This window comes from Yinghuangia seranimata (genome assembly GCF_029953285.1).
GTDB lineage: Bacteria > Actinomycetota > Actinomycetes > Streptomycetales > Streptomycetaceae > Yinghuangia > Yinghuangia seranimata.
On sequence record NZ_JASAOI010000078.1, the window covers coordinates 1 to 22,541 of the forward strand.

Sequence of the window (22,541 nt, forward strand, 5' to 3'; positions counted from 1 at the left end):
CTTCGCGTTCACGCTGTGGATGGTCTACGGCTCCGGCGCGGACGCCGTCCTGAAGAGCCTGATCCTGCTGCTGGTCGGCATCCCGGTCTACATCTGGGTCAAGGCGTCCCGCGGCGAATACGGCCCCGGCGAGGTCAAGCGTTCCACGTCCAAGTAACCGGAAATCCGCGGGAGACCCCCGCACTGCCTAGGAGGTTCCATGGGGTTCAACGTCCAGTCGGAGACCGGGCGGCTCAAGCAGGTCATCCTGCACCGACCGGACCTGGAGCTCAAGCGGCTGACCCCCACGAACAAGGACGAACTCCTCTTCGACGACGTCCTGTGGGTCAAGCGGGCCCGTGAGGAGCACGACGCCTTCGCCGACGCCCTGCGCGACCGCGGGATCACCGTGTACCTGTTCGCGGACCTGCTCAAGGACACGCTCGGCGCCGAGCCGGCGGCGAAGAAGCTGGTCCTGGACCGGGTCTTCGACGAGCGCGCCTACGGCCTGCTCGCCGTCGACGAACTGCGAAGCCTGTTCGAGGGGTTCGAGACCAAGACGCTGGTCAAGCACCTCATCGGCGGCATCACCAAGCGCGAGGTGCTGGAGTACATCCAGGAGCCGCACAGCGTCGCGTTCCACACCATGGACCTCGACGACTTCGTCATCATCCCCGTGACGAACCACCTGTTCACCCGCGACACCTCGTGCTGGGTGTACGACGGGGTCGCCATCAACGCGATGCAGATGCCCGCCCGGCGCCGCGAGACCGTCCACTTCGAGGCGATCTACAACTACCACCCCATGTTCGCCAAGGGCGACTTCAACGTGTGGAACCCCGGGCAGTCCGAGTACCCGGCCACCATGGAGGGCGGCGACGTCCTGGTCATCGGCAACGGCGCGGTGCTGGTGGGCATGAGCGAGCGCACCACCCCCATGGGCGTCGAGGCCCTCGCCCGGTCGCTGTTCCGCAAGGGCGCCGCGCAGAAGGTCGTCGCCCTGCGGATGCCGAAGGCGCGCGCGTTCATGCACCTGGACACGGTCATGACGATGCTCAACGGGGACACGTTCACCAAGTACGCCGGCATGGGCATGCTGCCCTCGTACACCATCGAGCCCGGCGACGCGGAGGACGAGCTCAAGGTCACCGACCACCCCGCCGAGGACATGCACGACGCCATCGCGCGCGCCCTCGGCCTCGACAGCATCAACGTGCTGACCGCCACCCAGGACGTCCGCTCCGCGGAGCGCGAGCAGTGGGACGACGGCTGCAACGTGCTGGCCGTCGAGCCCGGCGTGGTCTTCGCCTACGAGCGCAACGTCACCACCAACACGTTCCTGCGGAAGAACGGCATCGAGGTGGTGACCATCCGCGGCAGCGAGCTGGGCCGGGGCCGCGGCGGCCCGCGCTGCATGAGCTGCCCGGTGGAGCGCGAAGCGGTCTCCTGACCGCGGGCTACCCCCCGTCCCCGTCCCGACACCACGAAAGAAACACTGGAGTCATGGCTTTCAACCTGCGTCACCGCAACTTCCTCAAGGAGCTGGACTTCACTCCGCAGGAGTTCAAGTTCCTGATCGACCTGGCCGCGGACCTCAAGGCGGCCAAGTACGCCGGCATCGAGCGGCAGCGCCTCAAGGGCAAGAACATCGCCCTCATCTTCGAGAAGACCTCGACCCGTACCCGCTGCGCCTTCGAGGTGGCCGCCCACGACCAGGGCGCCAACGTCACCTACCTCGACCCGTCCGGCTCGCAGATCGGCCACAAGGAGTCGATGAAGGACACCGCGCGCGTCCTCGGCCGCATGTACGACGGCATCGAGTACCGCGGCTCCAAGCAGGAGTACGTCGAGGAGCTCGGCGCCTACGCGGGCGTCCCCGTGTGGAACGGCCTCACCGACGAGTGGCACCCCACCCAGATGCTCGCGGACATGCTCACCATGAAGGAGCACTCCGACAAGCCGCTGCACCACGTGTCCTTCGCCTACCTCGGCGACGCCCGCAACAACATGGGCAACTCGCTCCTCGTCACCGCCGCCATGCTCGGCATGGACGTGCGCATGGTCGCCCCCAAGGCGCTGTGGAACGACGACGCGGTCATCGCCAAGGCCAAGGAGCTCGCCGTCAAGACCGGCGCGACGATCACCCACACCGAGGACGTCAAGGAAGGCGTCAAGGGCGTCGACTTCCTCTACACCGACGTGTGGGTGTCCATGGGCGAGCCCAAGGAGGTCTGGGACGAGCGCATCGCGCAGCTCAAGGCGTACCAGGTCAACATGGACGTGGTGAAGGCGACCGAGAACCCCAAGGTCAAGTTCATGCACTGCCTGCCGGCCTTCCACAACCGGGAGACCCAGGTCGGCCGGGACATCTACGAGAAGACCGGCATGGAAGCCCTCGAGGTCACCGACGAGGTCTTCGAGTCCGACTTCTCGATCGTGTTCGACGAGGCCGAGAACCGGCTGCACACCATCAAGGCCATCATGGTCGCCACCCTCGGCGACTGAGGGCCCTGACGCAGACCCCGAGCCGGGCCCGGCGGCCCTCCCCGGCCCGGGTGCCGGACCGAGGCACCCGGGCCTTGTCGGCTCCACGAACATCCGAAAACTCCGCATCCATCCCGCTCTTCACCCGGCCCACAAGGCCCGAAGCCGCGGCCGTTCGGAAGGGAGACCAGGCCCATGCGCGTGGTCGTCGCCCTCGGCGGAAACGCCATGCTCCAGCGCGGGGACAAGCCCGACGCCGACATCCAGCTCGCCAACGTCCGCAAGGCCGTCCGGGCGCTCGCCCCGATCGCCGAGGAGCACGAGCTCGTCGTGACCCACGGCAACGGGCCGCAGGTCGGCGTCCTCGCGCTGCAGTCCGCCGCCGACACGTCGCTGACCGTGCCCTACCCGTTCGACGTCCTCGGCGCCGAGACGCAGGGCATGATCGGCTACTGGCTCCTCCAGTCGCTGCAGAACGCGCTGCCCGGGCGGCAGGTGTGCGCGCTCATCAACCAGACCCTGGTGTCCGCGGCCGACCCCGCGTTCCAGAACCCGACCAAGTTCGTCGGCACGGTGTACAACGAGCAGGACGCCAAGAGGCTGGCCGCCGAACGCGGTTGGACGGTCAAACAGGACGGCGAGTACTGGCGGCGCGTCGTGCCGTCGCCCAAGCCGCGTCGCGTCGTCGAGACCCGACTGATCCGCCAGCTGCTGAACTCCGGCGCGATCGCCGTGTGCGCGGGCGGCGGCGGCGTCCCCGTCATGCGCAACGAGACCGGCCAGCTCGTCGGCGTCGAGGCCGTCGTCGACAAGGACCTGACCGCGTCGCTGCTGGCCGAGGCGCTCGAGGCCGACGCGCTGCTGCTCCTCACCGACGTCCCCCGCGTCATGCGCCACTTCGGCACCCCGCAGGCCGAGGAGATCACCAGCGCGACGCCCGCCACGCTGCGCGCCGAGCAGTTCCCGGCCGGCTCGATGGGCCCCAAGGTCGACGCCGTGTGCCGCTTCGTCGAGATGACCGGCGACATGGCCGCCATCGGCTCGCTCGACCAGGCCGCCGACATCCTGGCGGGCAAGGCCGGCACGATCGTCACGCCCAGCGGCCAGTACCCGGAGCGCGGGCTGCTCTGAGCGGCGCATCGACGCACGGCCTCGCACGAGCCCGCACGCCGCAGGTCGGCGTGCGGGCTCGGCCGTCGGGGTGTCGAGGCGGCGGCGCGGCGGACGGTTGGGGCGCGGCAGCCGGCGAACCGTCCGGTGTGATCCGGTGTCCCCCTCCCGCGCGACTGCCCAAAAGCTTGACGGCCTGTCACCATCACCCATATGGCCGCTTCTGTGATGCCTGCCGCCGACACTCTCACCCGGACACTGCTGGCCGCCCGCGACGCCGACTGGGGTGCGTGGAGCCGCGACGATCTCGGCCGGGTCGCGGCCGGGTTGTCATGGCGCACGGCGGAGCTCGACGAACTACCCGAACTCGACACCGGGGTCCCGGGCCTGCTGTGCCGGTGGGATCCGGGGGAGGGCCCGGACGGCTGCCCGGTGCTGCGCTTCGAGGTGCCCGTACCGGTGCCGACCCCGGGACCCGAACTACCGGCCCCCGGCGGACCGGGGCGCAGTCTCGGCTTCGGCGCGGGGCTCTCCGGTGAGTCGTGGGGCCTGCCGGGCGCCGGGTTCCCGCGCGACCGGGACCGCGAACTGGACGCCGCCCACACGCGGTTGGTCGCCTCGGTGACCGCGGCCCTCGGCCCCGCGCCGTGGCGCGGCGGCCCCGGCGCGTGGCTGCGCTGGCGCACCCGGACGACCACCCTGCGCCTGGCCCGCGACCGCGCGCGCGGCGCGCTGACCATGGAGCTGTTCCCGACACTGGCCTGGGAGGCCGACGAGCAGCGGGAGTTCGCCGCCGCGCGCGGGCTCTCGGGGCTGCCGTACGAGTGGTGCGTGAGCCGCCCCGACATGGCGCTCGCCGAGCTGTTCCTGCCGTTCGGCCCCGAGCCGGAGGACTGGGACGACTTCGCCCGCGCGCTGCCGGCCCTGCTCGGATCGTGCGTCACCGACCTGCCGCTGGTCGGCTGGATCGAGCCGATCCTGCTGGTGGTCGGCGACATCGCCCGCCCCAGCCGGACCGTCGAACTGCGCATCGGCCAGGACCGCCTGGAACTCGGCGGCATCCCGAACCTGGCGCGCCAGGTGTGGCTGCGCCCCGGCACCGAGCACGGGCGGAGGGCGGGCAACCTGCTGCTCGAGGCGTTCGCCGCGTGGGGCATCACGGCGACGTCCGGCATGCGGGTGCGCTCGTGGACGAGCGGCGGCTATGTGGACTTCCCCGGGCTGGGCGTGCGGCCCGAGGGCACCCATCCGGACGACGTTTCCTGAGAAACCGCGTCACCAGGCGGCGCGGTATCGGGTAGTCTTTGCGGCCTTGCCCGGGGTGCTGTGGGCGAGCCCGGCGGTGGCACACCGCATCAGGGCCCGCGCAGCGAAACCAAGAGCGAGCGATCCGAACTGACTTTCCGACGCCGTGCGCCGGCCGCTTCGGTGTGCCCGGCGCAGGAGGTATCCGTCATGCCGTTCGCCGCCGCATGCCCGAAATCCGCTCCTGATCCCCATTCCGCCCCCGATCCGTCTGCCGATCCGCCCGACCGGCGCGGCCGCCCGAGACCGCCCGCGCGGCGCCGCGCCGCCGACGCGGCCGCCGGCTTCGTCGCGCTGACCGGCGCGGGCTTCCGCCGCTACGCCACCTACCGCCAGGCGATGGTCGCCGGGCTCTTCACGAACATCGTCTTCGGCGCGATGCTCGCGTCGATCATGCTGGGCGTCGCCGCCGACGGCCGTACGCCCGGCGGCTACTCGCGCGAGCAGCTGGTCGCGTTCGTGTGGGTGGGCCAGGGCCTGCTCAACGTCGTGTACACGTGGGGCTGGCGCGAACTCGCCGACCGGGTCCGGTCCGGCGACGTCACCGCCGACCTGCTGCGCCCCGTCGACCCGCTGACCTCGTACGCGGCGGCCGACCTGGGCCGCGCCGGCCAGGCGGTGCTCGGCCGCTGGATCGCGCCGGTGGTGGTCGGCGTCGCCTTCTACGACATCTACGTCCCGCACCGCCCGTCCACCTACGTGCTGTTCGTGGTCTCCGTGGTGCTCGCCACGCTCGTCAGCTTCGGCGGCCGCTACCTGGTCAACCTGAGCGCGTTCTGGCTCCTGGACGTGCGCGGTCCGGTCGCGCTGTGGATGCTGGCCGGGGCGCTGCTGTCCGGCAGCTTCCTGCCGATGCGCTTCCTGCCCGAATGGGTGCAGTGGCTGCTGTGGTGCGGCACGCCGTTCCCGAGCATCTTCCAGATCCCGCTCGACGTCGCGGTCGAACGCACGGACGGTGCCCTCTCGGCCACCACGGTGCTGTTGCAACTCGTCTGGGTGATCGTGCTGTTCCTCGCCTGCCGCGCCGTCCAGCGCCGCGCGGTACGACGCCTGGTGGTGCAGGGTGGCTGACACGATCCGCGCGTACCGCTCGCTGGTCGGCGCCCAGGTGCGCAGCCAGGCGCAGTACCGGCTGTCCTTCGCGCTCGACGTCCTCGTGACGTCGTTCGTCTCCGGCATCGAGGTCGTGGCGATCCTGCTGCTCTTCCGCGTCACCCCGACGCTCGGCGGGTTCTCCGTGCGCGACGTGCTCGTCATGACGACCATGTGCGAAGTCGGTTTCCAGCTCGCCGACTTCCTGGTGGGCAACGTCGAGGCGGTGGCCCGCTATGTGCGCACCGGGCTGATGGACACCGTCCTGATCAGGCCGCGCAGCGCGCTCGGCCAGCTCCTCGCCGTCGACTTCCCCGTGCGCAAGTTCGGCCGCCTGCTCCAGGCCCTGACGATGTACGTCGCCGTGCTCGCCTGGGCCGACCTCGACTGGACCCTCCCGCGCGCGCTGCTCGCGGTCGGCGCGCCGGTCGCCGGGGCCGCGCTCTACTCGGCGATCTTCGTCGCGGGCGCCACCGTCGCGTTCTGGTGGATCGACTCGGGCGAGTTCGCCAACGCCTTCACCTACGGGGGCCGCCAGTTCGGCTCGTACCCGATCAACGTCTACGCGCCCTGGCTGCGCGTGGTGTTCGCGTACGGGCTCGGCATGGCCTTCACCGGCTACCAGCCCGCGCTGGCACTGCTCGGCCGCCCCGACCCGCTCGGCGCGCCCGACTGGCTGGCGTGGTGCACGCCCGTGGTCGGCGCCGTCGCGTGGGCGGGCGCACTGCTGCTGTGGAACACCGGAATCCGCCACTACAGGAGTACGGGATCATGACCATGCCTCCGCACGACGCCGTCATCCACGCCGCTGGCCTGCGCAAGGACTTCACCGTCAAGCGCAAGACAGGCCGACTGCGCCGCACCGCGCAAAGCGTCTCCGCGGTGGACGGCGTCGACCTCACGATCACCACCGGCGAGACGGTCGGCTACATCGGCCCGAACGGCGCCGGGAAGTCGACGACGCTGAAGATGATGACCGGCATCCTGACGCCCACCGGCGGCGCGCTGACCGTGTGCGGTCTGGAGCCGGTGCCGCGCCGCAAACAGCTGGCACGCCGCATCGGCGTGGTCTTCGGACAGCGCTCGCAACTGTGGTGGGACCTGCCGCTGCGCGAGTCGTTCCGGCTGCTCCGGCACGTGTATTCGGTTCCGGCCGCCGACCACGCGCACCGCCTGGAGACGTGCCGCCGCATGCTCGACCTCGACGCGTTCCTCGACACCCCGGTGCGGCAGCTGTCGCTCGGGCAGCGGATGCGCGGCGAGATCACCGCGGCGCTGCTGCACGGCCCCGAGGTGCTCTTCCTGGACGAGCCGACGATCGGCCTGGACGTCGTCAGCAAGCACGCCCTGCGCGCCTTCCTCGCCGACCTGGGCGCGCGCGGCGACGTCACGATCGTGCTGACCACGCACGACCTCGCCGACATCGAACGGCTGTGCCCGCGCCTGGTGGTGGTCGACCACGGCCGCGTGGTGCACGACGGGACGCTCGCGGCGCTGCACGAGAGGTACGGGTCGCGCCGCCGCGTCGTGGTGGACCTCGATCGCCCGTACGACGACCTGCCGCACGTCCCCGGCGTGAAGGTGGACCGCGTCGAGGACGACGGCCACCGCGTGGTGTTCGCGCTCGACGGCGTCCCCGCGGGCGGCCTGATCGCCCGGCTGGCGCAGTTGGGCGGGCTGCGGGACGTCGCGGTGCAGGAGCCCGACATCGAGGAGGTCGTGGCCAGGCTGTACACCACCGAACCCGCCGAACCCGCCGAACCCGCCGAACCCGCCGTCCCCGCGTAGCCGCACGCGCCGAGGCGCCTGTGGCCGCGCACCGGCACGACGTCCCGGCGCGCCCTCGTATCGGGCGCGCCGGGACTCCCCGCCGTCGGCGAGGACGCCCTGCTCACGACGTACCATCACCACCACGGCGGCGTCCGACCGCCGTGCCCCCGGCGAGATCCGGCCGCCGCACCGACCACGTGGGGCTCGGGCCGCGGGCGCCCACGACACGGAAAGGCGGGACCGCCGTGCTCCTGGAAGACGCGCGCCTCGCGCTGTGCGCCTACGGCCGCCGCGCCGTCGACGACGGCTTCGTCGTCGGTAGCTCCGGCAACCTCAGCGTGCGCCGCGACGGGACCGCGTCAGGCGGGCGCGACCTGGTCGCCGTCACCCCCGGCGGCTACCCGCTCGACCGGCTCACCCCGGCCGACTGCGCCGTCGTCGACCGTGCCACGGGCGAAATCGTGGACGGCGTACGGCCGCCGTCGTCCGAGACACCTATGCACCTCGCGCTGTACGACACCGCGCCCGACGCGCGGGCGATCGTCCACACGCACGCCGTCTTCGGTGCCGTCGTCTCCACCACCCGGCCCGCGCTGCCGGCCATCCACTACAACGTCCTGCTGTTCGGCGGGCGCGACGTCCGCGTCGCCGACTACGCCACCTATGGCACACCCGAGTTGGCCGAAAACGTGCGTGCCGCCCTCGCCGGCGGGCGCACGGCGGCACTGCTGGCCAACCACGGCGGGGTCACGCTCGGCGGCGACCTGGACGAGGCGTACGAGCGCACCCGCATCCTCGAATGGCTGTGCCAGGTCTACGTGCGCGCCTGCGCGATGGGCGGCGAACCCCGGCTGCTCGGTCCCGACGAACTCGCCGGCGTCGAGCGGCGCATGGGGCTCGTGGGATGGGACGAGCCCGGACGGACGGGCGCGCGCGGGGTACCCGGGCCCGCTTGAGTATCCGTACGGAGTTGCCGCCTGGGGCCCGCGCCGGAGCATGGGAGCATGACGAAGCGGTACCGGCGACGACGGACGCTCACCTCCGTGTACCGCGAACCGGTGCGCGCCGCGGAGCCGCCGCCTCGGCACGACAGCCTCGCCCGCATCGTCGTCACCCTCGTGCTGCTGTGGCTGGCGACCGCGGCCACCATGGTGTTCCTGCCGCTCGAGATCATGGTCGCCGCGTACAACTGCGCCGACGGCAACCGCACCGGGCTGTGCAACCCGGGCGTGCAGGGCGTGGGCATCAGCGGCGCGTTCCTCGCCCTGCCCGCGCTGGCCGGGCTGGCGACCGGCGGTGTCGCCAGCCGCGACCAGCGGACGCGGCGGCTGGCCGCGCAGGGGTGGTTCGGCGGACTGGTCGGCGTGTGGGCGACGTTCGTGCTCCTCGCCGCCCACCCGTGGCACCGCTGAACCGCATCACCGGTACACGTCGACGACAATCCGGCTCGGGTCGGTCAGGACGAACGTGCGGACCTCGCTGACGTGGCCCTGGGTCATGACACCGACGTCGAGGTGGCCCTCGAAGTCACACGTCACCGCGTAGCCGGTGACGCGCGCGAGCTGCGGCGTGCGCACCACGCGCGGACCGGTGTAGGTCGGGTTGCCGTCGGCGTCGTGCGCCGCGCTGGCCGCCTGCACCTCGTGGAACTGGTCGCCGGGCAGCGGGACCTCCTGGCCCGACCCGCAGTTCGTCAACGGGCCGGGGCCGCCGGTCACGCCGAACGCCGGCACGCCGCCCGAGAAGTCGAGCACCACGCGGTCGAACGTGGGGTGCGCGCCGGTACGGATGTTCGTCAGGTACGTCGGCCCCGCCATGGCCGGCGCGGACAGCGCGACGGACCGCTGCGCGGCGGCCGGCGCGGCGGCGTCGGCGGTCGCCACCGGGAGCAGCGCGACCGCGAGCAGGGCGCCGGCGGCACCGGTCGCCAGTGCGGCACGGGCCGCGCGCCGACGGGGGAGCGCGGTCGGCGTCGGAACGGCGGAGGGGGACGGGTTCTCGGACACGGAGACCTCCTGGGCCGAGGCGCGAGGTGCGGATCAGATCGCGCCGTAGATGCTTGAAGGACGCCCATCTCACCTGTCGGGTTGCACGGTTTGGCGATATTGCGCCCGAATTGCACGCCTGATCACTCGCGGGCGACAGCGCCTTCACCCATGTGGATGAAACGGGTCGTTCTGACTGGCGCGCGGCCTCCGGGCGCGTCAACGTACTCCCGGACGGGTCGCCGCCAGGTGCCGTCGGGAATCCTCGGGAGGCTGTTGCATGAGTCGGCGCCGCGTCGGATCTTGGTGTGCCGTCGTCGTCCTGGCCGCGGGAGCGGCCTCCGCGTGCGGCGGTTCGCACGCGCGTATCGCCCCGGCGGGCAACGTGCCGGCCACCGGCGCCGCCCCGGCGGCGGAGGGCAACGACCAGGCCCCGGGCCGCGGCCCGCACGGCAACGCCACCAGGGGCGGCAAGGCCCCGGGCGTGACCGCCTCACCGGGCGAGCGCCACAGCGGCGTCCCGCTGCCGCCGCAGGAGGCCGCGTCCGTCCGGCCCGAGGAACCGTCCTTCACGGCAGGCGACGCCACCCCGCCCGCGGCCCCCGGCACCGCCCAGCCCACCCCCGCCGCCGACGCGACCCCGGTGCCCTCACCCCCGGCGGTACCCCCGGCCTCCGCACCGCCCACCACCGCCCCGCCCGCCCCGAGCCCCCTCCCGACGGACAACCCGCCGGCGTCGCCGCACTGAGGCGCCAACGACGTTCGGCCGCACGGTGTTTGGGCCGTGCGGCGGTTGCGGCCCGCTGAGCCGCGGCGGCGCAACCGGGCATGACCGTCCCGCACGTCAATCGACGGCGCGGAGCCGCCGACATGCGACCGACCGCACCGTCGGCTCCTCGATCGGCTCGGCCACGAGCCACGCCACGCTGGGACCCGGCACAGGCGGCCGGCTCGCATGCCGTCGGCGCGCCGCCGCAGCGGGGCGGGCCGACACCCTCAGGCGAAGTCTTCAGTGCTCGGGGTTCAGGGCGGCGCGGAGCAATGCCCGTGCTGTGTCGCGCATCAGGGCTACGGCGGCGGGGCGGGTCAGGCCGGCGATGTCGGTGAGCCAGACCAGGGACTCGATGCCGGTGGCGGCGCGGATGGCGACGGCCAGGCGGTGGACGTCCACGTCGGGGTGGGTGGTGCGCAGCGGTGTGAGGGCGTCGGTGATCCAGGCGATCGCGCGGCCCTGGCGCAGGGGCGGGCGCTGCGCGACCTCGGGGGTTGCGGCCGGGGTGAGCGACAGCCTTAGTGCGGCGCGGAGTTGGGGTTCCCACTCGGTGGTGATGCGGGCGAACGCGGCCATCACCAGGTCGAGTCGTGCGTACGGGTCGTCGGGCGGCGCGTCGTCGGGCAGGAGCGACGTGTACTCGATCTCGGGGTGGGCGGCGGTCAGCAGGCTGTGCTGGTTCGGGAAGTACCGGTAGGCCGTGGTGCGGGAGATGCCGGCCGCGGCGGCGGCCTGTTCGACCGTGGGATCGCCGCCGTCGGCGATGAGGGCGCGGGCGGCGGTGACGAGGGCCTCGCGGGTGCGGGCCTTCTGCTTGCTGCGTCCCGTCGACTCATATGGTACCGGCATGCCATCATGGTACTCTGATCCCATAAAGGGTTCCATGCTGTGGAGGTGGGCTGCCATGCACCAGGACCCGGCGACGACCGATCCCGAGCTCTACCGCGTCGTGTTCGAGAACGACCGTGTGCGCGTGCTGGAGTACCGCGACAAGCCCGGCGACCGCACGATGCCGCACGGGCATCCGGACACGGTGATGTACACGCTGAGTTCGTTCCGCCGCAGGCTCAGCTCGGGCGACCGGCAGGCGGACGTGGAGCTGGCGGCCGGGCAGGTGCGCTGGCTGGACGCGCAGGAGCACGCGGGCGAGAACATCGGCGACTCCGAGACGCACGCCCTGTTCATCGAGTTGAAGGAGCCCGCCGCGGCGCCGCGTCCGGCCGCGGGCGGTGCGCTGGGCCCCTCCGCGACCTGAGCCGGAGCTCACTGCCGCGGGCGGTCCGAACGTGCCATCCAGTACAGCTGCTTGTGGTGCCCGCCGGTGTGCTCCATGGCCGCCAGCCGCTCGCGTGCCTCGTTCTCGGTGTCGTACGAGGCGATCAGAAAGCGCGCGCCGTTGTCGTCCTGGCGCCAGACCTGCCAGCGGATCCGTTCGGTCATGGCCTGATTCTCCCGTATGCGTCGCTCTTTCGGGTGATTGGGCTCAAGGTTTCCGATGCCCGGCCCCGACCTTCGCTTCCATGGATTCATGGGACATCTTGTGAAGATCAAGGCGAAACCCGGGACAGCGCAGGGGGTTTCGTGCGACGTCCGCCGCGAGCCGGGGAGCCTGCTCGAACCGGCCGGGCTCGGGGACGGCTTCGACGCGGCGCTGGCCGAGCTGCTGGAGGCGGAGGCGGCCGTCGTCGCGCCCGTGTCGCCGCGCGGCGTCGACCTGGTCCGGCTGGAGCCGGCCCTCGCGCCGGGACGCGGGCCCGACCTGCCCGGGATACGGGCGATGGCGAACGCGCTGTCAGGGCCCGGTAGACCGGAGATCCGGCGGATCGGCGAGATCGCCGTACTGCTGGCGGGCCTCGCGGAGTTGGGGCGGCACGCGCTCGTCGCCGACCTGGCCGAGCTCGCGGTGCGAAGCCTCGCCGCCAACCCGGTGCTCGTCCGGAATCCGCTCGACTGGGTGTGGGACGCCGCGGTCGACCTGGTCGACCTGCACATCGCCGCCTGCCTGCGCACCGGCCGACCGGCGATGCGGCTGCCCGAGCCGCTCAGCCCGGCCCGCCCGCGCCTGGCCGTGGGGTCGTGCTGACCGGCTTGTCGTCCCGCGTGGGCGGCACCTCTTGGGGGCCGCGCCGCAAAGGCAGTTCGCGCAGCGACAGCGCGAGGGCGAACGCGCCCAGCGCCAGCGGTACACCGGTGGCGAAGACCCACGAGAGGGCGTCGGAGAAGGTGTCCAGCACGGCCGCGTGCGCCGGCGCCGGAAGGGCGTCGATGCGGTCGCGCGTGATGCTCGAACTGTCCCCGCCGAGTGCCGCCGCCTCGGAGGGGGAGAGCCCCGCCGCGAGGCGCCGGCTGAAGACCGCGCCGAGGATCGCGACGCCGAACGACGATCCGATGGAGCGCGAGAACGAGTTGAGCGCGGTCGCCACTCCCAGGTCGCGGTGGTCGACCGAGTTCTGCACGGCGAGCGTGGTGACCGGCCCGATGGTCCCGAGGCCGAGTCCGAGGACGACGAGCGCGACGAACAGGCGCCAGTAGGGGCTCGCGACCCCCAGCGTGGCCAGCATCGCCAGCCCGACCGCGGCCGCGAGCGTGCCGCCCACCGGGAAGCGCTTGTAGCGGCCGATCCGCGAGATGATCCGCCCGCACACGGTCGAACACACGAGCATCGAGAGCAGCATCGGGGCGAGCAGCAGCCCCGAGGCGGTCGGGCCCTTGCCGTGCACCACCTGCTCGTACATCGGCAGGAACGTGCTCATGCCGACGAACAGGCAGCCGGTCAGCAGGGTCATCGGACACGCGACGCGCACCACCGCGTTGTCCGACAGCAGGCGCAGCGGGACCAGCGGATCGGCCGCGCGGCGCTCCGCGGCGACGAACAGGGCCAGCAGCACGACCGCGGCGGCCGCGAGGGCCAGGATCGGGGCGGACGACCAGGCGTACTCCGTGCCGCCCCACGACGTGCACAGGATCAGCGCCGCGGTGCCGCACGACAGCAGCGCGCCGCCGGCGAGGTCGAGCGGCCGCCGTTCGCCGCGCCGTTCGGGCGGGCGCAGCACGAAGCTGGTCACCACCAGGGCGATCGCGCCGAGCGGCAGGTTGACGTAGAAGACCCACTGCCACGAAAGGTGCTCGGTGATCACGCCGCCGAGCAGCGGCCCGCTGACCGTGGCCAGCGCGATGACGGACCCAATGAGGCCCTGGTAGCGACCGCGTTCGGCGGGGGGCACGAGGTCGCCGACGATGGCCTGGGCGTTGCTCATCAGGCCTCCGGCGCCGAGGCCCTGCAGGGCCCGGAAGGCGATGAGCGCGCCCATCGACTGCGCGAGCCCGCACAGCGCGGAGCCGGCGAGGAAGACGACGATGGCCGTCTGGAAGAGGTACTTGCGCCCGAAGAGGTCGCCGAGTTTGCCGTACACCGGCGTCGAGATCGCCATGGCCAGGGCGTACGCCGTTGTCACCCAGGCCAGGCGGTCGAGTCCGCCGAGGTCGGAGACGATCGTCGGCAGCGCGGTGGCGACGATCGTCTGATCGAGCGACGAGAGCAGGATGCCGGTCATCAACCCCACGAACGCCAGCAGGATCTGGCGTTGTGTCAGGGACGGGGTGGATGGTGCCGCGGGACCGGCCGGGTTCCCAGGTCGCATGGCGGCAAGCTAGTTGAATCTAGTTGCAACATGCAACGGTATCCCTCGGTCGGCGGAGAGTCCCGCGGGGCGACCGGCGGGTCAGGCGGCCGCGGTCGGCCGCGGGGTCGGCTGCCAGCCGTTGCTGCGCAGCAGGTCGACGACGCCGTCGACACCGTCGCCGCGCAGCCGTTCGACGACGCGGACGCCGTCGATGCGCGACTTCATGTCGGCGGGGGTGAGGCCTCGGGCGATGCACTCCTTGGCGAGCTCGTGCTGCGCGGGGAGCAGGCCCGCGGTGAGCCACGCGTGCACCTGCGCGGCCGTCAGGTCGAGCCGGACCCAGGCAGCCGCCATCTCCGAGCGCCACTCCGGCGTGGTGCGCGGATCGATCTGCTTGATGACCCGGCCGATGTCGAGCTGCCGGTTCGCGCGCAGGTCCGGCACCTGGTGTGAGGCCGACGGGCTCGGGATCGCGGCGCGCGCGGGCGCGTTGCGCGACGCGGTCCGCTGCTGCGGAGCGGACTGCCGGGAGTCGGAGTTGCGCTGGGACTTGGGCACGATGGTCGCCCGGCGGCGCGGCTGACGGCCCTCGAGGAGGTTGGCCAGCATGAGCCGTTCGAGCGCGTCCAGGTTGTCGTCCACCCGCATCACCCTTCCGTGGGACTGTGCGGCGTTTGCGGAACCATCGTGGACGGAGGCTCCGACACCGCAACGCGCGGCTATGGGCGCACCCCCTCGGGTGCGCCGCCACATACGCAGACGCTCCGGTCTTGCCCACGAAGCGTGTACTTCACACACGCGCTCGATCAACGTTTCGCGCTGATGTGACGATCCGTCAATCTGCGGGCCCCCCGCATGACCTGGGACGAGCCGTGGCGCACGCCGTAGCGCGCCTCCGGAAGCGGTCGGTCACGCTGCGTATCGTTGATGTCGCTCATGATCGGACGCCCGTCCGGGGCACTAGGCTGGACCACCGCGCGAGGAGGTGGGCCCCGTGACTCTCGGATACGACAGGTCTTGCTGGTTCACGCTGCCCGCGGAACCGGCCGCTGTGCCGCAGGCCCGCCGGGCGTTGGCCGACCATCTGACGTACTGGGGGCTGCCGCGCAACCACGATCTCGGGTACGGGCTGCGGCTGATCGCGTCGGAGCTCATCACGAACGCGGTGGAGCACGCCGCCGTGGTGTCGCCGGAGATCGTCGTGACGCTGACCGTGCACGACGGCTGGCTGTGGCTGGGCGTGCGCGACCGGCACCCGTACCGCCCGGTCGCGTTGCTGGAGACCGTCGACGACACGTCGGGGCGCGGGCTGCTGATTGTGCGTCAGATCGTGGAGGAGAACGGCGGGCAGATCCACATCGAGGCGCACCCCGACGGCAAGACGCTGTGGGTGATCCTGCCCTGGCCCGTGGCGTGAGGCGGCGGGCCGGGCCCGGGAGTTCCGGGCCGGCCCGCCCGCGGATGTCGCGAGCCCCGGCTCAGGGGCAGGTGATCTGCACCTTCTCCGCCGAGGCCTGAAGCTCCTCGCTGTGGCTGACCTCGTCGAGCGTCGCGCCCGCGGCCTGCACGTCGCCGCTGTTCAGCTGCTCCGTGGTCTGGTTGATCAGGTCGGCCTGGTGCTGGTACTTCTGCGCCCAGTCCCGCAGGTCGGCGTCGGTGTTCTTCGGCTGCGGAACGGCCTTGACCCGGCTCATCAGCGCTTGCATCGAGTTGTTGAGCGCGCGCATCTTCTGCTGCGCGTCCGTGAGGTTGGCGTTGCTCCCGTTGATGGCCGCGTCGACGTCGCTGAGCTTGTTCGCGATGTTGTCCGAGGACTCGCTGCAGACCTTGTTGACGTCCGCGACGAACTTCTCGCGCGTGACCGATTCGTTCGCGGCGGGCTGGCCGCTCGCGGGAGTGTTCTTCGAGTCGCTCGACAGGTCGAACGGCCCGATGCCCATGGCGAGCAGCACGCTGACCACCGTGGCGACGGTGCCCACCAGAGTGAGGATCAGCATGAGCTTGCCGTTGCCGTCCCCGCCTCCACCGCGCTGCGGCGGGGGCGGCGGCGGTGCCTGCCAGTGCGGGGGCGGGTAGCCGCCGTAGGCGGGCTGCTGCCCGCTGTCGCGCCGGTGAAAGTCCATCGTCGTCTCCGTGTCCAAGCCGATCCGTGGGGGACGGCCCGGTCGCGCGGAGTGCGGCCGCGCGCCGAGCTGGTTGCGTTCGGCCGATACGGGTGACCACACGCTCTGCTGGACCCCCCCAACAGGTGCGCGCGGGTGCGTTCGCTCCCCCCATCCGGCCGCCTGACGGCGCCTCGGACGTGTCCGGCGCCGACAAGGGCAGTGCGTATGGTAGCGACCCGCGTCGGCCGGCAGCGGGCCACCGTCCATACGGGTCGCTTGTGGTGACGGAGGCGGCACCTTATCCGGTTCCCGCGCGTTCACCCGATGGCCGGGATCTCGAACGGGTCGCCGGTGGGTAGACATCGGTTCGGCGTCCGGCGACCGGACGCGGAACACGTGTGACCGGGCCTGAACACCGGGGAAGGGATGGGTTACCGTTCTCCGAACAGCTCGCGTTGCAGGTGCGCCGCAGATCCGTCCCGAGGAATCCGCCGCGTCCCGAAGTCGGACACCGACCTCCGGACCGCCGTCGAGCACGACCCGAACGCCGCCCCACCGCACGGCCGTTGTCGAACAGGGGAGGTCCGTACAGCCCATGTCGTTTCCCGGTCAGGCGCCGACGACCCACGTCGCGGCCCAGCGTCTCGGCTCTCCTCCGTCGTCACCCACTCTCCCGCCCGCGCCCGACCCGGATCCGCCGCTGCGGTCCGCCGACGCCGAAGCCGCCGCCGACCACGCGGCCGTCGAGGCGCTGCTGCGCTGCCGGTTGCGCGAGGACGGCGGGGCGGTGCGCGAGGGCCCGACCGTGCGGCCGGCGCTCGGCGCGGACGGCCCGGTCGTCGAGGCGGTCCTCGAGTACCGCTCGCCGACGGGATGGCACCGCTTCGGCGCGGTGCGCGACGCGGACGGCACACACCTCGACGCCCCCGCGCTCGCGGCGCTGCTGTGCGCGGACCGTTCCCCCGAGGTGGCCGCCCAGTTGGCGGAACGCGTCGCGGACTCGGTGCGGCGCACGGCCCGGCACCTGCTGGCCCGGCACGCGGAGGCCGAAGGCCACTCCGCGTCCGCCGTCCCCACCGCGCGCGGCACGGCGAACGGCTCTTCCGCCCCGGCCGCGCCCGAGTCCACCCCCTTTCTGGACGCGGAGCAGGCGCTCGTCCTCGGACACCCGTTCCACCCCACACCGCACAGCCGCCAGGGCGTCGACGACGCGGAGGCGGAACGGTTCTCCCCGGAACTGCGCGGCCGGTTTCCGCTGCACTGGTTCGCCGCCGACCCCGACGTGCTGCAGCTCGACGAGGACCTGATCGGACCGCTTCCGGCCATATTCGCCGCGCTCGCCGGACCCGGCCTCGAACGCCCGCCCGGCACCGTGGTGTTCCCCGCGCACCCGTGGCAGGCCCGCACCGCGGTGACCCGCCCGGCCGTCCGCGCGCTCCTCGATACCGGCCGACTCCACGACCTGGGCCCGGCCGGCCCGGAGTGGTCGCCGACGTCGTCCGTGCGCACGCTGTACCGCGCCGACGCGCCCGTGATGCTCAAGACCTCGCTCGGCGCGGAGATCGCCGACTCGCGGCGCGAGAACCTGCGCTCCGAGATGCGCCGCGGCCTGGCCGTGCACCGCATGCTGGACGCCGGCCTCAAACGCGTCCTGCACGGCGCGCACCCGGGTTTCGACGTCGTCCGCGACCTCGGCTGGCTGACGCTGCGCACCTCGGGCGGCGACGCCGGGGCGGGCACCGACGGGTCGGCCGCGTGCGGCGGCGCCAGCGGCCTCGAACTGGTGGTGCGGGACAACCCGTTCGGCGCCCGCGACCGCGTGCTGTGCGTCGCCGGGCTCACCGCCGAGCGCCCCGACCGGCCCGGCGGCCGCTCCGAACTGGGCCGCGTCGTCCACCACCTCGCGCTGCACACCGGCCGTCCGCTGGCCGAGGTCGCCGACACGTGGCTGCGCCGCTACCTCGACGTCGTGGTCGCGCCGGTCCTGTGGCTGTACGCCGACTACGGGCTCGGGCTGGAGGCCCACCAGCAGAACACCCTGGTCGTGCTGGACGGCGACGGCTGGCCGATCGGCGGCCGGTACCGCGGCAACCAGGGCTACCACTTCTCGGCGGCGCGGGGGACACCGCTCGCCCGCTGGCTGCCCGCCGACGTCCGCGAGGACCCCGGCACGTGGGCCACCGACGCCGTCGTCGACGAACGCCTCGGCTACTGCGTCGGCGTCAACAACATGCTCGGCCTCGTCGGCGCCATGGGCGCGCAGGGCCTCGCGGACGAGACCCGACTGCTCGGCGACGTCCGCGCGTTCCTCGCCCGGCTGCGCGACGAGCACGCCGACCACGCCGCGGGCGACCTCGTCGACACCCTCCTCGACGCGCCGCGCCTGCGCTGCAAGGCGAACCTGCGCACCCGCGTCGCGGGCCTCGGGGCGCCCCCCGGACCCCACCCGAACCGGACCGTATACGTCGACATCGCCAACCCGATCGCGACCGGATGACCCGGACCCCATCCGGCTGACGATCCGGGAAACTCGCGTTACGTTCGGCGTGTGCCAACCGGCGCGCGCCGAACTCCAGGAGGGCCCGTGCCGCTGCCTGACTTCCCCGAACTCACCGGTCCCGCATGGCAACGGGCCTCCGCCGCACTCCTGCTCTCCGTCCTGTCCGAGTACGCGTACGAAGGGCTGCTGCTCCCGCTCCCGGACGAGGAGGCGGGCGACGAACGCCCCGACCCGGACCGTGTGGTGCGCTACCGGCTCGAGCTGGCCGGCCACGTCGTCTACTCGTTCCGCGCGCGGCGCGGCGCGTTCGGCTCGTGGCGCGTGCAACCCGGTTCGGTGCTGCGGGTCGCGGACGGCTCGGCCGCACCGGCCACCGATCCGGCGCGGCTGATCGTCGACGCGCGCGCCACGCTCGGCCTCACCGCCGAGGCGACCGCGGGCCTGGTCGCGGACGTCACGGCCGCACTGCTCGGCGCCGCCCGCGACGAGGCACGCGGACTGCCCACCGCCGCCGAACTCGCCGACCTTCCCTACCTCGACCTGGAGGGCCGCGTCGACGGCCACCCCGGCCTGGCGCCGGGCCGGTCCCGGCCGGGCTTCTCGGCGAGCGACGCGACCCGCTGGGCGCCGGAGGCGCGCAACCCCATCCGCCTGCCGTGGGCGGCCGTGCACCGGGACATCGCCGTGTGGGGGTCCGCCTCGCCGGAGCTGACCGAACAGCGGCTGCTCGCCGAGGAACTCGACCCGTCGACCCGCCGCCGGTTCACCGCGCGACTGCGCGACCGCGGCGTCGACCCGGCCGACTACCTGTGGCTGCCGGTGCACCCGTGGCAGTGGGACGAGACCGTGCTGCCGTTGTTCGCCGCCGACCTCGCCCACGGCCGCATCGTGCCGCTCGGCGACGGCGGCCCCGACCGCTACCTGCCGCGCCAGGCGGGCGGCGGGTTCACCAACCTGGACCGCCCCGGACGCCGCGACGTTGCGCTCCCGCTCGCCGGCCCGGACGCACCGCTCGGCACGCGGCTCCCGGCGCCGGCGCGGCCGTCGCCCGAGACCACCGGGTGGCTCGTCGACCGGTACCACGCCGACCCGTTCCTGCACGGCGAGACGCGCGTCGTGCTGCTGGCCGACCTCGCGTCCGTGACCGTGCGGCACCCGCACCTGGACGCCGTGCCGGGCGACGGCGACGGCGGGCACGACGCCACCGCGGCCGGCCACCCGTACCGGGGCCTGTTCGGCGCGCTGTGGAGCGAACCGCTCGCGGCCCGCCTGGAGCCCGGCGAACGCGCCCGTCCGCTCCCCGCGTTGCTGCACCGCGACCACACCGGGCGACCCCTCGTCGCCGAACTCGTCGAGCGCTCGGGGCTGGCGCCGCGCGAGTGGCTGCGCTGGTTCGGCGCCGCACTGCTGCCGCCGCTGCTGCACCTGCTTTACCGCTACGGTCTGGCCGTCCCCGGATACGGCGAGGCCCTGGTCGTGGTCTCCGACGCCGGAGAGGTCCCGGTGCGGCTCGCGGTCCGGGACGCGGCCCGCGGCCTGATGGTGTGCGGCGACCCGGCGGGGCGGCCGTTCCCCGAGACCGAGGGCCTGCCGCCGGCGGGGCCGAAGGGCCCGGTGGCGACACACCCTCCCGACGAGGTCGCGCGCACCCTCGGCGGCGGCCTGTTCGGCGGCCCGCTGCGCCACCTGTCGCAGCTCGCCGACGACGAACTGGGCGTCTCGGAGACGGCGTTCTGGGCGCTCATGCGCGCCGAGGCGGCCCGCTACCAGCAGCGCTTCCCCGAACTCAAGGAGCGCTACGCGCTGTTCGACCTGCTGGGCCCGAGGATCGCCCGGTACACCCCCAACCGCGACCGGCTGCCGAGGCAGCGCGCCGCCCCCGTGCCGCCGACGGCCAGCCCGCTGTCCGGACCGGTCGGCTGACCCGCCGTTCGGGGGCCGTCCGAAACCCGCCTCACGACATGCGGAAAGTCCCTTGGACGGAGACGAGTTCGCGTACCTAGGCTGGGACGGCAGCGCACAGAGCCGTACGGGGACCCGAGGTGAGACGCAGCATGACCTACTCCGCAGAGATCAGCCGCGCGCATCCCGGATGCCTGATCTTCCTGGTCGACCAGTCCAGTTCGATGGACGACCCGATCGGGACCGCGCCGGGCGACGACACCCCCGGCAAGGCCCTGCCGCGCAAGGCCGACGTCGTCGCGGACTCGCTCAACCGCCTGCTCTTCGAGCTCTCGGTGCGCTGCGCCAAGGAGGAAGGCGTCCGCGACTACTTCCACATCGCCGTGGTTGGCTACGGCGAACTGGTGCAGCCGGCGCTCTCCGGCGCCCTCGCCGGGCGCGAACTGGTGCCGCTCAGCGAGATCGTCACGTACCCGGCGCGCTTCGAGGCCCGCGTGAAGAAGGTCCCCGACGGCGCGGGAGGCGTCGTGGACCGCACGATGGAACTCCCGGTGTGGGTCGAGCCGGTGGCGTCCGGCGGAACCCCCATGTGCCAGGCCCTCGGCTACGCGGGCAAGCTCGTGCAGGGCTGGGTCGACACCCACGGCGACGGCTTCCCGCCGATCGTGCTCAACCTGACCGACGGCGAGTCGACGGACGGCAACCCGTCCGAGGCCGCGACCCGGCTGCGCTTCCACGTCACCGGCGACGGCGAGGCGCTGCTGTTCAACCTGCACATCTCCGCCAACCGGACCGCGCCCATCACGTTCCCCGGGCCGAACGACGCGCTGCCCGACAAGTACGCCCACCTGCTGTCCACGATGTCCAGCGAACTGCCGCCCGGCATGCGGGCGTACGCCACCGAGCAGGGCCAGGACGTCACCGACGGCGCACGCGGGTTCGTCTTCAACGCCGACATGTCGGCCGTCGTGCAGTTCCTCGACATCGGCACGCGCGCCGCGGACATCAGGTAGCCCGGGTGCGCGCCCAGGTCACGATCCTCGCGCTGCACAAGGGCGGCGGAGCGCCGCACGAGTACGAGGACGCCGTGTGGGTCGGCAGCCGCACCGCCGAGGGCCCCGAGCGCGGCCTCCTGCCGCCGCCGGGCCCGGCGTGCCGCAGCGGCGGCGTCGGCCGGGTGGCCTCGCTGCGCGCCGCGGTCGCGGACGGCGCGTCCAGCAGCCTGCTCGCACGGCGCTGGGCACAACTGCTCGTACGCGAGGCCGGCGGGGCGCCGACCGGTCTGCTGCGCACCGGCCAGGGTTTCGCCGAAGTCCTGACACGCGCCGCCGACCGGTGGCCGGACCTGATGAAGGACTACGTGCGCAACCGCGAGCTGCGCGGCAAGCCGATCACCTGGTTCGAGCGCCCGGGCCTGGAGGCGGGCGCGCACGCCACACTGCTGGTCGCGCACTTCGCCGCGCACCGCTGGGCGCCCGCGCGCGGGACCTGGTCGGCCGTCGCGCTCGGCGACGCCTGCCTCTTCCAGGTGCGCCACGACCGGCTGCACGTCGCGTTCCCGCTGACCGCGTCCGGCGAGTTCGGGAACACCCCGCCGCTCGCCGCGAGCGGCGGGCAGGACCCGGAGGCGGTGCGGGCCCGCGCCGGCCTGGTCTCCGGGCACTGGCGGCGCGGCGACCGGTTCTACCTGGCCAGCGACGCCATGGCGGCGTGGTTCCTGCGCCAGGTCGAGGTCGGCCGCAAGCCCTGGGACCTCCTGCGCGCGCTGGACTACGCCGGGCCGCGCGACCTGGCCGCCTGGGTGGAGCGACGGCGCGGCGCGGGCGAACTGCGCAACGACGACGTCACCCTCGTCCGCATAGCACCGCGGTGAGGTAGGCCGTGGTCCGAGGAGCGGCGGGAGGGGGATCGGGG

At 73.0% G+C, this 22,541-nt stretch carries 23 protein-coding genes; 17 read left to right on the forward strand and 6 right to left on the reverse strand.

Annotated features, from left to right (window positions below; genetic code table 11):
- Window positions 1–199: 199 nt before the first annotated feature.
- The 9 genes from QI554_RS38990 (at window position 200) to QI554_RS39030 (ending at window position 9,152) form a co-directional block, all read left to right on the forward strand.
- On the forward strand, window positions 200–1,429 hold the full coding sequence (locus QI554_RS38990; RefSeq protein WP_281477410.1) for an arginine deiminase: 1,230 nt from the start codon (window positions 200–202) through the stop codon (window positions 1,427–1,429).
- Between the two features lie 53 nt (window positions 1,430–1,482).
- Window positions 1,483–2,484, forward strand: a complete 1,002-nt coding sequence (argF, locus tag QI554_RS38995) for an ornithine carbamoyltransferase (RefSeq protein WP_281477412.1) — start codon at window positions 1,483–1,485, stop codon at window positions 2,482–2,484.
- Between the two features lie 174 nt (window positions 2,485–2,658).
- Window positions 2,659–3,594 carry a carbamate kinase gene (gene arcC / locus QI554_RS39000; protein WP_281477413.1) on the forward strand — a complete coding sequence of 312 codons (936 nt, stop codon included), beginning with the start codon at window positions 2,659–2,661 and terminating at the stop codon, window positions 3,592–3,594.
- A gap of 192 nt (window positions 3,595–3,786) precedes the next feature.
- Window positions 3,787–4,839 (forward strand): hypothetical protein, encoded by a 1,053-nt coding sequence (locus QI554_RS39005; RefSeq protein WP_281477415.1) that lies wholly within the window; start codon window positions 3,787–3,789, stop codon window positions 4,837–4,839.
- A gap of 189 nt (window positions 4,840–5,028) precedes the next feature.
- The gene (locus QI554_RS39010; RefSeq protein ID WP_281477417.1) at window positions 5,029–5,949 is read left to right on the forward strand and encodes an ABC transporter permease; all 921 of its coding nucleotides are present in this window, start codon (window positions 5,029–5,031) and stop codon (window positions 5,947–5,949) included.
- Window positions 5,942–6,745, forward strand: coding sequence for an ABC transporter permease (locus QI554_RS39015; protein ID WP_281477418.1), 804 nt, complete (start codon window positions 5,942–5,944; stop codon window positions 6,743–6,745). Before QI554_RS39010 ends, QI554_RS39015 begins: the two co-directional genes overlap by 8 nt.
- A gap of 2 nt (window positions 6,746–6,747) precedes the next feature.
- Complete coding sequence (locus QI554_RS39020) at window positions 6,748–7,758, forward strand: ABC transporter ATP-binding protein (protein ID WP_281477497.1); 1,011 nt, start codon at window positions 6,748–6,750, stop codon at window positions 7,756–7,758.
- A 227-nt stretch (window positions 7,759–7,985) separates the two neighbouring features.
- Complete coding sequence (locus QI554_RS39025) at window positions 7,986–8,696, forward strand: class II aldolase/adducin family protein (protein ID WP_281477419.1); 711 nt, start codon at window positions 7,986–7,988, stop codon at window positions 8,694–8,696.
- Window positions 8,697–8,744: 48 nt separating this feature from the next.
- Window positions 8,745–9,152, forward strand: a complete 408-nt coding sequence (locus QI554_RS39030; RefSeq protein WP_281477421.1) for a hypothetical protein — start codon at window positions 8,745–8,747, stop codon at window positions 9,150–9,152.
- A gap of 6 nt (window positions 9,153–9,158) precedes the next feature.
- On the opposite strand, the gene QI554_RS39035 is transcribed toward QI554_RS39030, so the two are convergent.
- Window positions 9,159–9,746, reverse strand: a complete 588-nt coding sequence (locus QI554_RS39035; RefSeq protein WP_281477422.1) for an AMIN-like domain-containing (lipo)protein — start codon at window positions 9,744–9,746, stop codon at window positions 9,159–9,161.
- Between the two features lie 259 nt (window positions 9,747–10,005).
- Here QI554_RS39035 and QI554_RS39040 point away from each other — a divergent pair, with 259 nt between their 5' ends.
- Entirely contained in the window at window positions 10,006–10,473 is a 468-nt protein-coding gene (locus QI554_RS39040; RefSeq protein ID WP_281477425.1) for a hypothetical protein, read from the forward strand.
- 261 nt (window positions 10,474–10,734) lie between these two features.
- On the opposite strand, the gene QI554_RS39045 is transcribed toward QI554_RS39040, so the two are convergent.
- Window positions 10,735–11,346, reverse strand: coding sequence for a TetR/AcrR family transcriptional regulator (locus QI554_RS39045; protein ID WP_281477426.1), 612 nt, complete (start codon window positions 11,344–11,346; stop codon window positions 10,735–10,737).
- 55 nt (window positions 11,347–11,401) lie between these two features.
- On the opposite strand from QI554_RS39045, the gene QI554_RS39050 reads away from it, so the two are divergent.
- Entirely contained in the window at window positions 11,402–11,752 is a 351-nt protein-coding gene (locus tag QI554_RS39050; RefSeq protein WP_281477427.1) for a cupin domain-containing protein, read from the forward strand.
- An 8-nt stretch (window positions 11,753–11,760) separates the two neighbouring features.
- Here the strand turns inward: QI554_RS39050 and QI554_RS39055 are convergent, their stop codons facing one another.
- The gene (locus tag QI554_RS39055) at window positions 11,761–11,937 is read right to left on the reverse strand and encodes an SPOR domain-containing protein (protein ID WP_281477428.1); all 177 of its coding nucleotides are present in this window, start codon (window positions 11,935–11,937) and stop codon (window positions 11,761–11,763) included.
- An 88-nt stretch (window positions 11,938–12,025) separates the two neighbouring features.
- On the opposite strand from QI554_RS39055, the gene QI554_RS39060 reads away from it, so the two are divergent.
- Window positions 12,026–12,580 (forward strand): hypothetical protein, encoded by a 555-nt coding sequence (locus QI554_RS39060; RefSeq protein ID WP_281477430.1) that lies wholly within the window; start codon window positions 12,026–12,028, stop codon window positions 12,578–12,580.
- On the opposite strand, the gene QI554_RS39065 is transcribed toward QI554_RS39060, so the two are convergent.
- Window positions 12,540–14,138 (reverse strand): MDR family MFS transporter, encoded by a 1,599-nt coding sequence (locus QI554_RS39065; protein ID WP_281477432.1) that lies wholly within the window; start codon window positions 14,136–14,138, stop codon window positions 12,540–12,542. The genes QI554_RS39060 and QI554_RS39065 overlap by 41 nt on opposite strands.
- 81 nt (window positions 14,139–14,219) lie before the next feature.
- On the reverse strand, window positions 14,220–14,762 hold the full coding sequence (locus tag QI554_RS39070; protein WP_281477434.1) for a hypothetical protein: 543 nt from the start codon (window positions 14,760–14,762) through the stop codon (window positions 14,220–14,222).
- Between the two features lie 352 nt (window positions 14,763–15,114).
- On the opposite strand from QI554_RS39070, the gene QI554_RS39075 reads away from it, so the two are divergent.
- Complete coding sequence (locus tag QI554_RS39075) at window positions 15,115–15,537, forward strand: ATP-binding protein (protein WP_281477436.1); 423 nt, start codon at window positions 15,115–15,117, stop codon at window positions 15,535–15,537.
- 61 nt (window positions 15,538–15,598) lie between these two features.
- Here the strand turns inward: QI554_RS39075 and QI554_RS39080 are convergent, their stop codons facing one another.
- Entirely contained in the window at window positions 15,599–16,243 is a 645-nt protein-coding gene (locus QI554_RS39080; RefSeq protein ID WP_281477438.1) for a hypothetical protein, read from the reverse strand.
- Between the two features lie 577 nt (window positions 16,244–16,820).
- Between QI554_RS39080 and QI554_RS39085 the strand changes: the two genes are divergently transcribed.
- The 4 genes from QI554_RS39085 to QI554_RS39100 all read left to right on the forward strand — a co-directional run bounded on the left by QI554_RS39085 (window position 16,821) and on the right by QI554_RS39100 (window position 22,500).
- Entirely contained in the window at window positions 16,821–18,722 is a 1,902-nt protein-coding gene (locus QI554_RS39085; RefSeq protein ID WP_281477440.1) for an IucA/IucC family protein, read from the forward strand.
- 87 nt (window positions 18,723–18,809) lie between these two features.
- Complete coding sequence (locus QI554_RS39090) at window positions 18,810–20,648, forward strand: IucA/IucC family protein (RefSeq protein WP_281477441.1); 1,839 nt, start codon at window positions 18,810–18,812, stop codon at window positions 20,646–20,648.
- A 131-nt stretch (window positions 20,649–20,779) separates the two neighbouring features.
- A complete protein-coding gene (locus QI554_RS39095; protein WP_281477442.1) occupies window positions 20,780–21,640 on the forward strand; it encodes a vWA domain-containing protein in 861 nt (286 codons plus the stop codon).
- Window positions 21,641–21,645: 5 nt separating this feature from the next.
- Complete coding sequence (locus QI554_RS39100) at window positions 21,646–22,500, forward strand: hypothetical protein (protein ID WP_281477443.1); 855 nt, start codon at window positions 21,646–21,648, stop codon at window positions 22,498–22,500.
- Window positions 22,501–22,541: the final 41 nt, after the last annotated feature.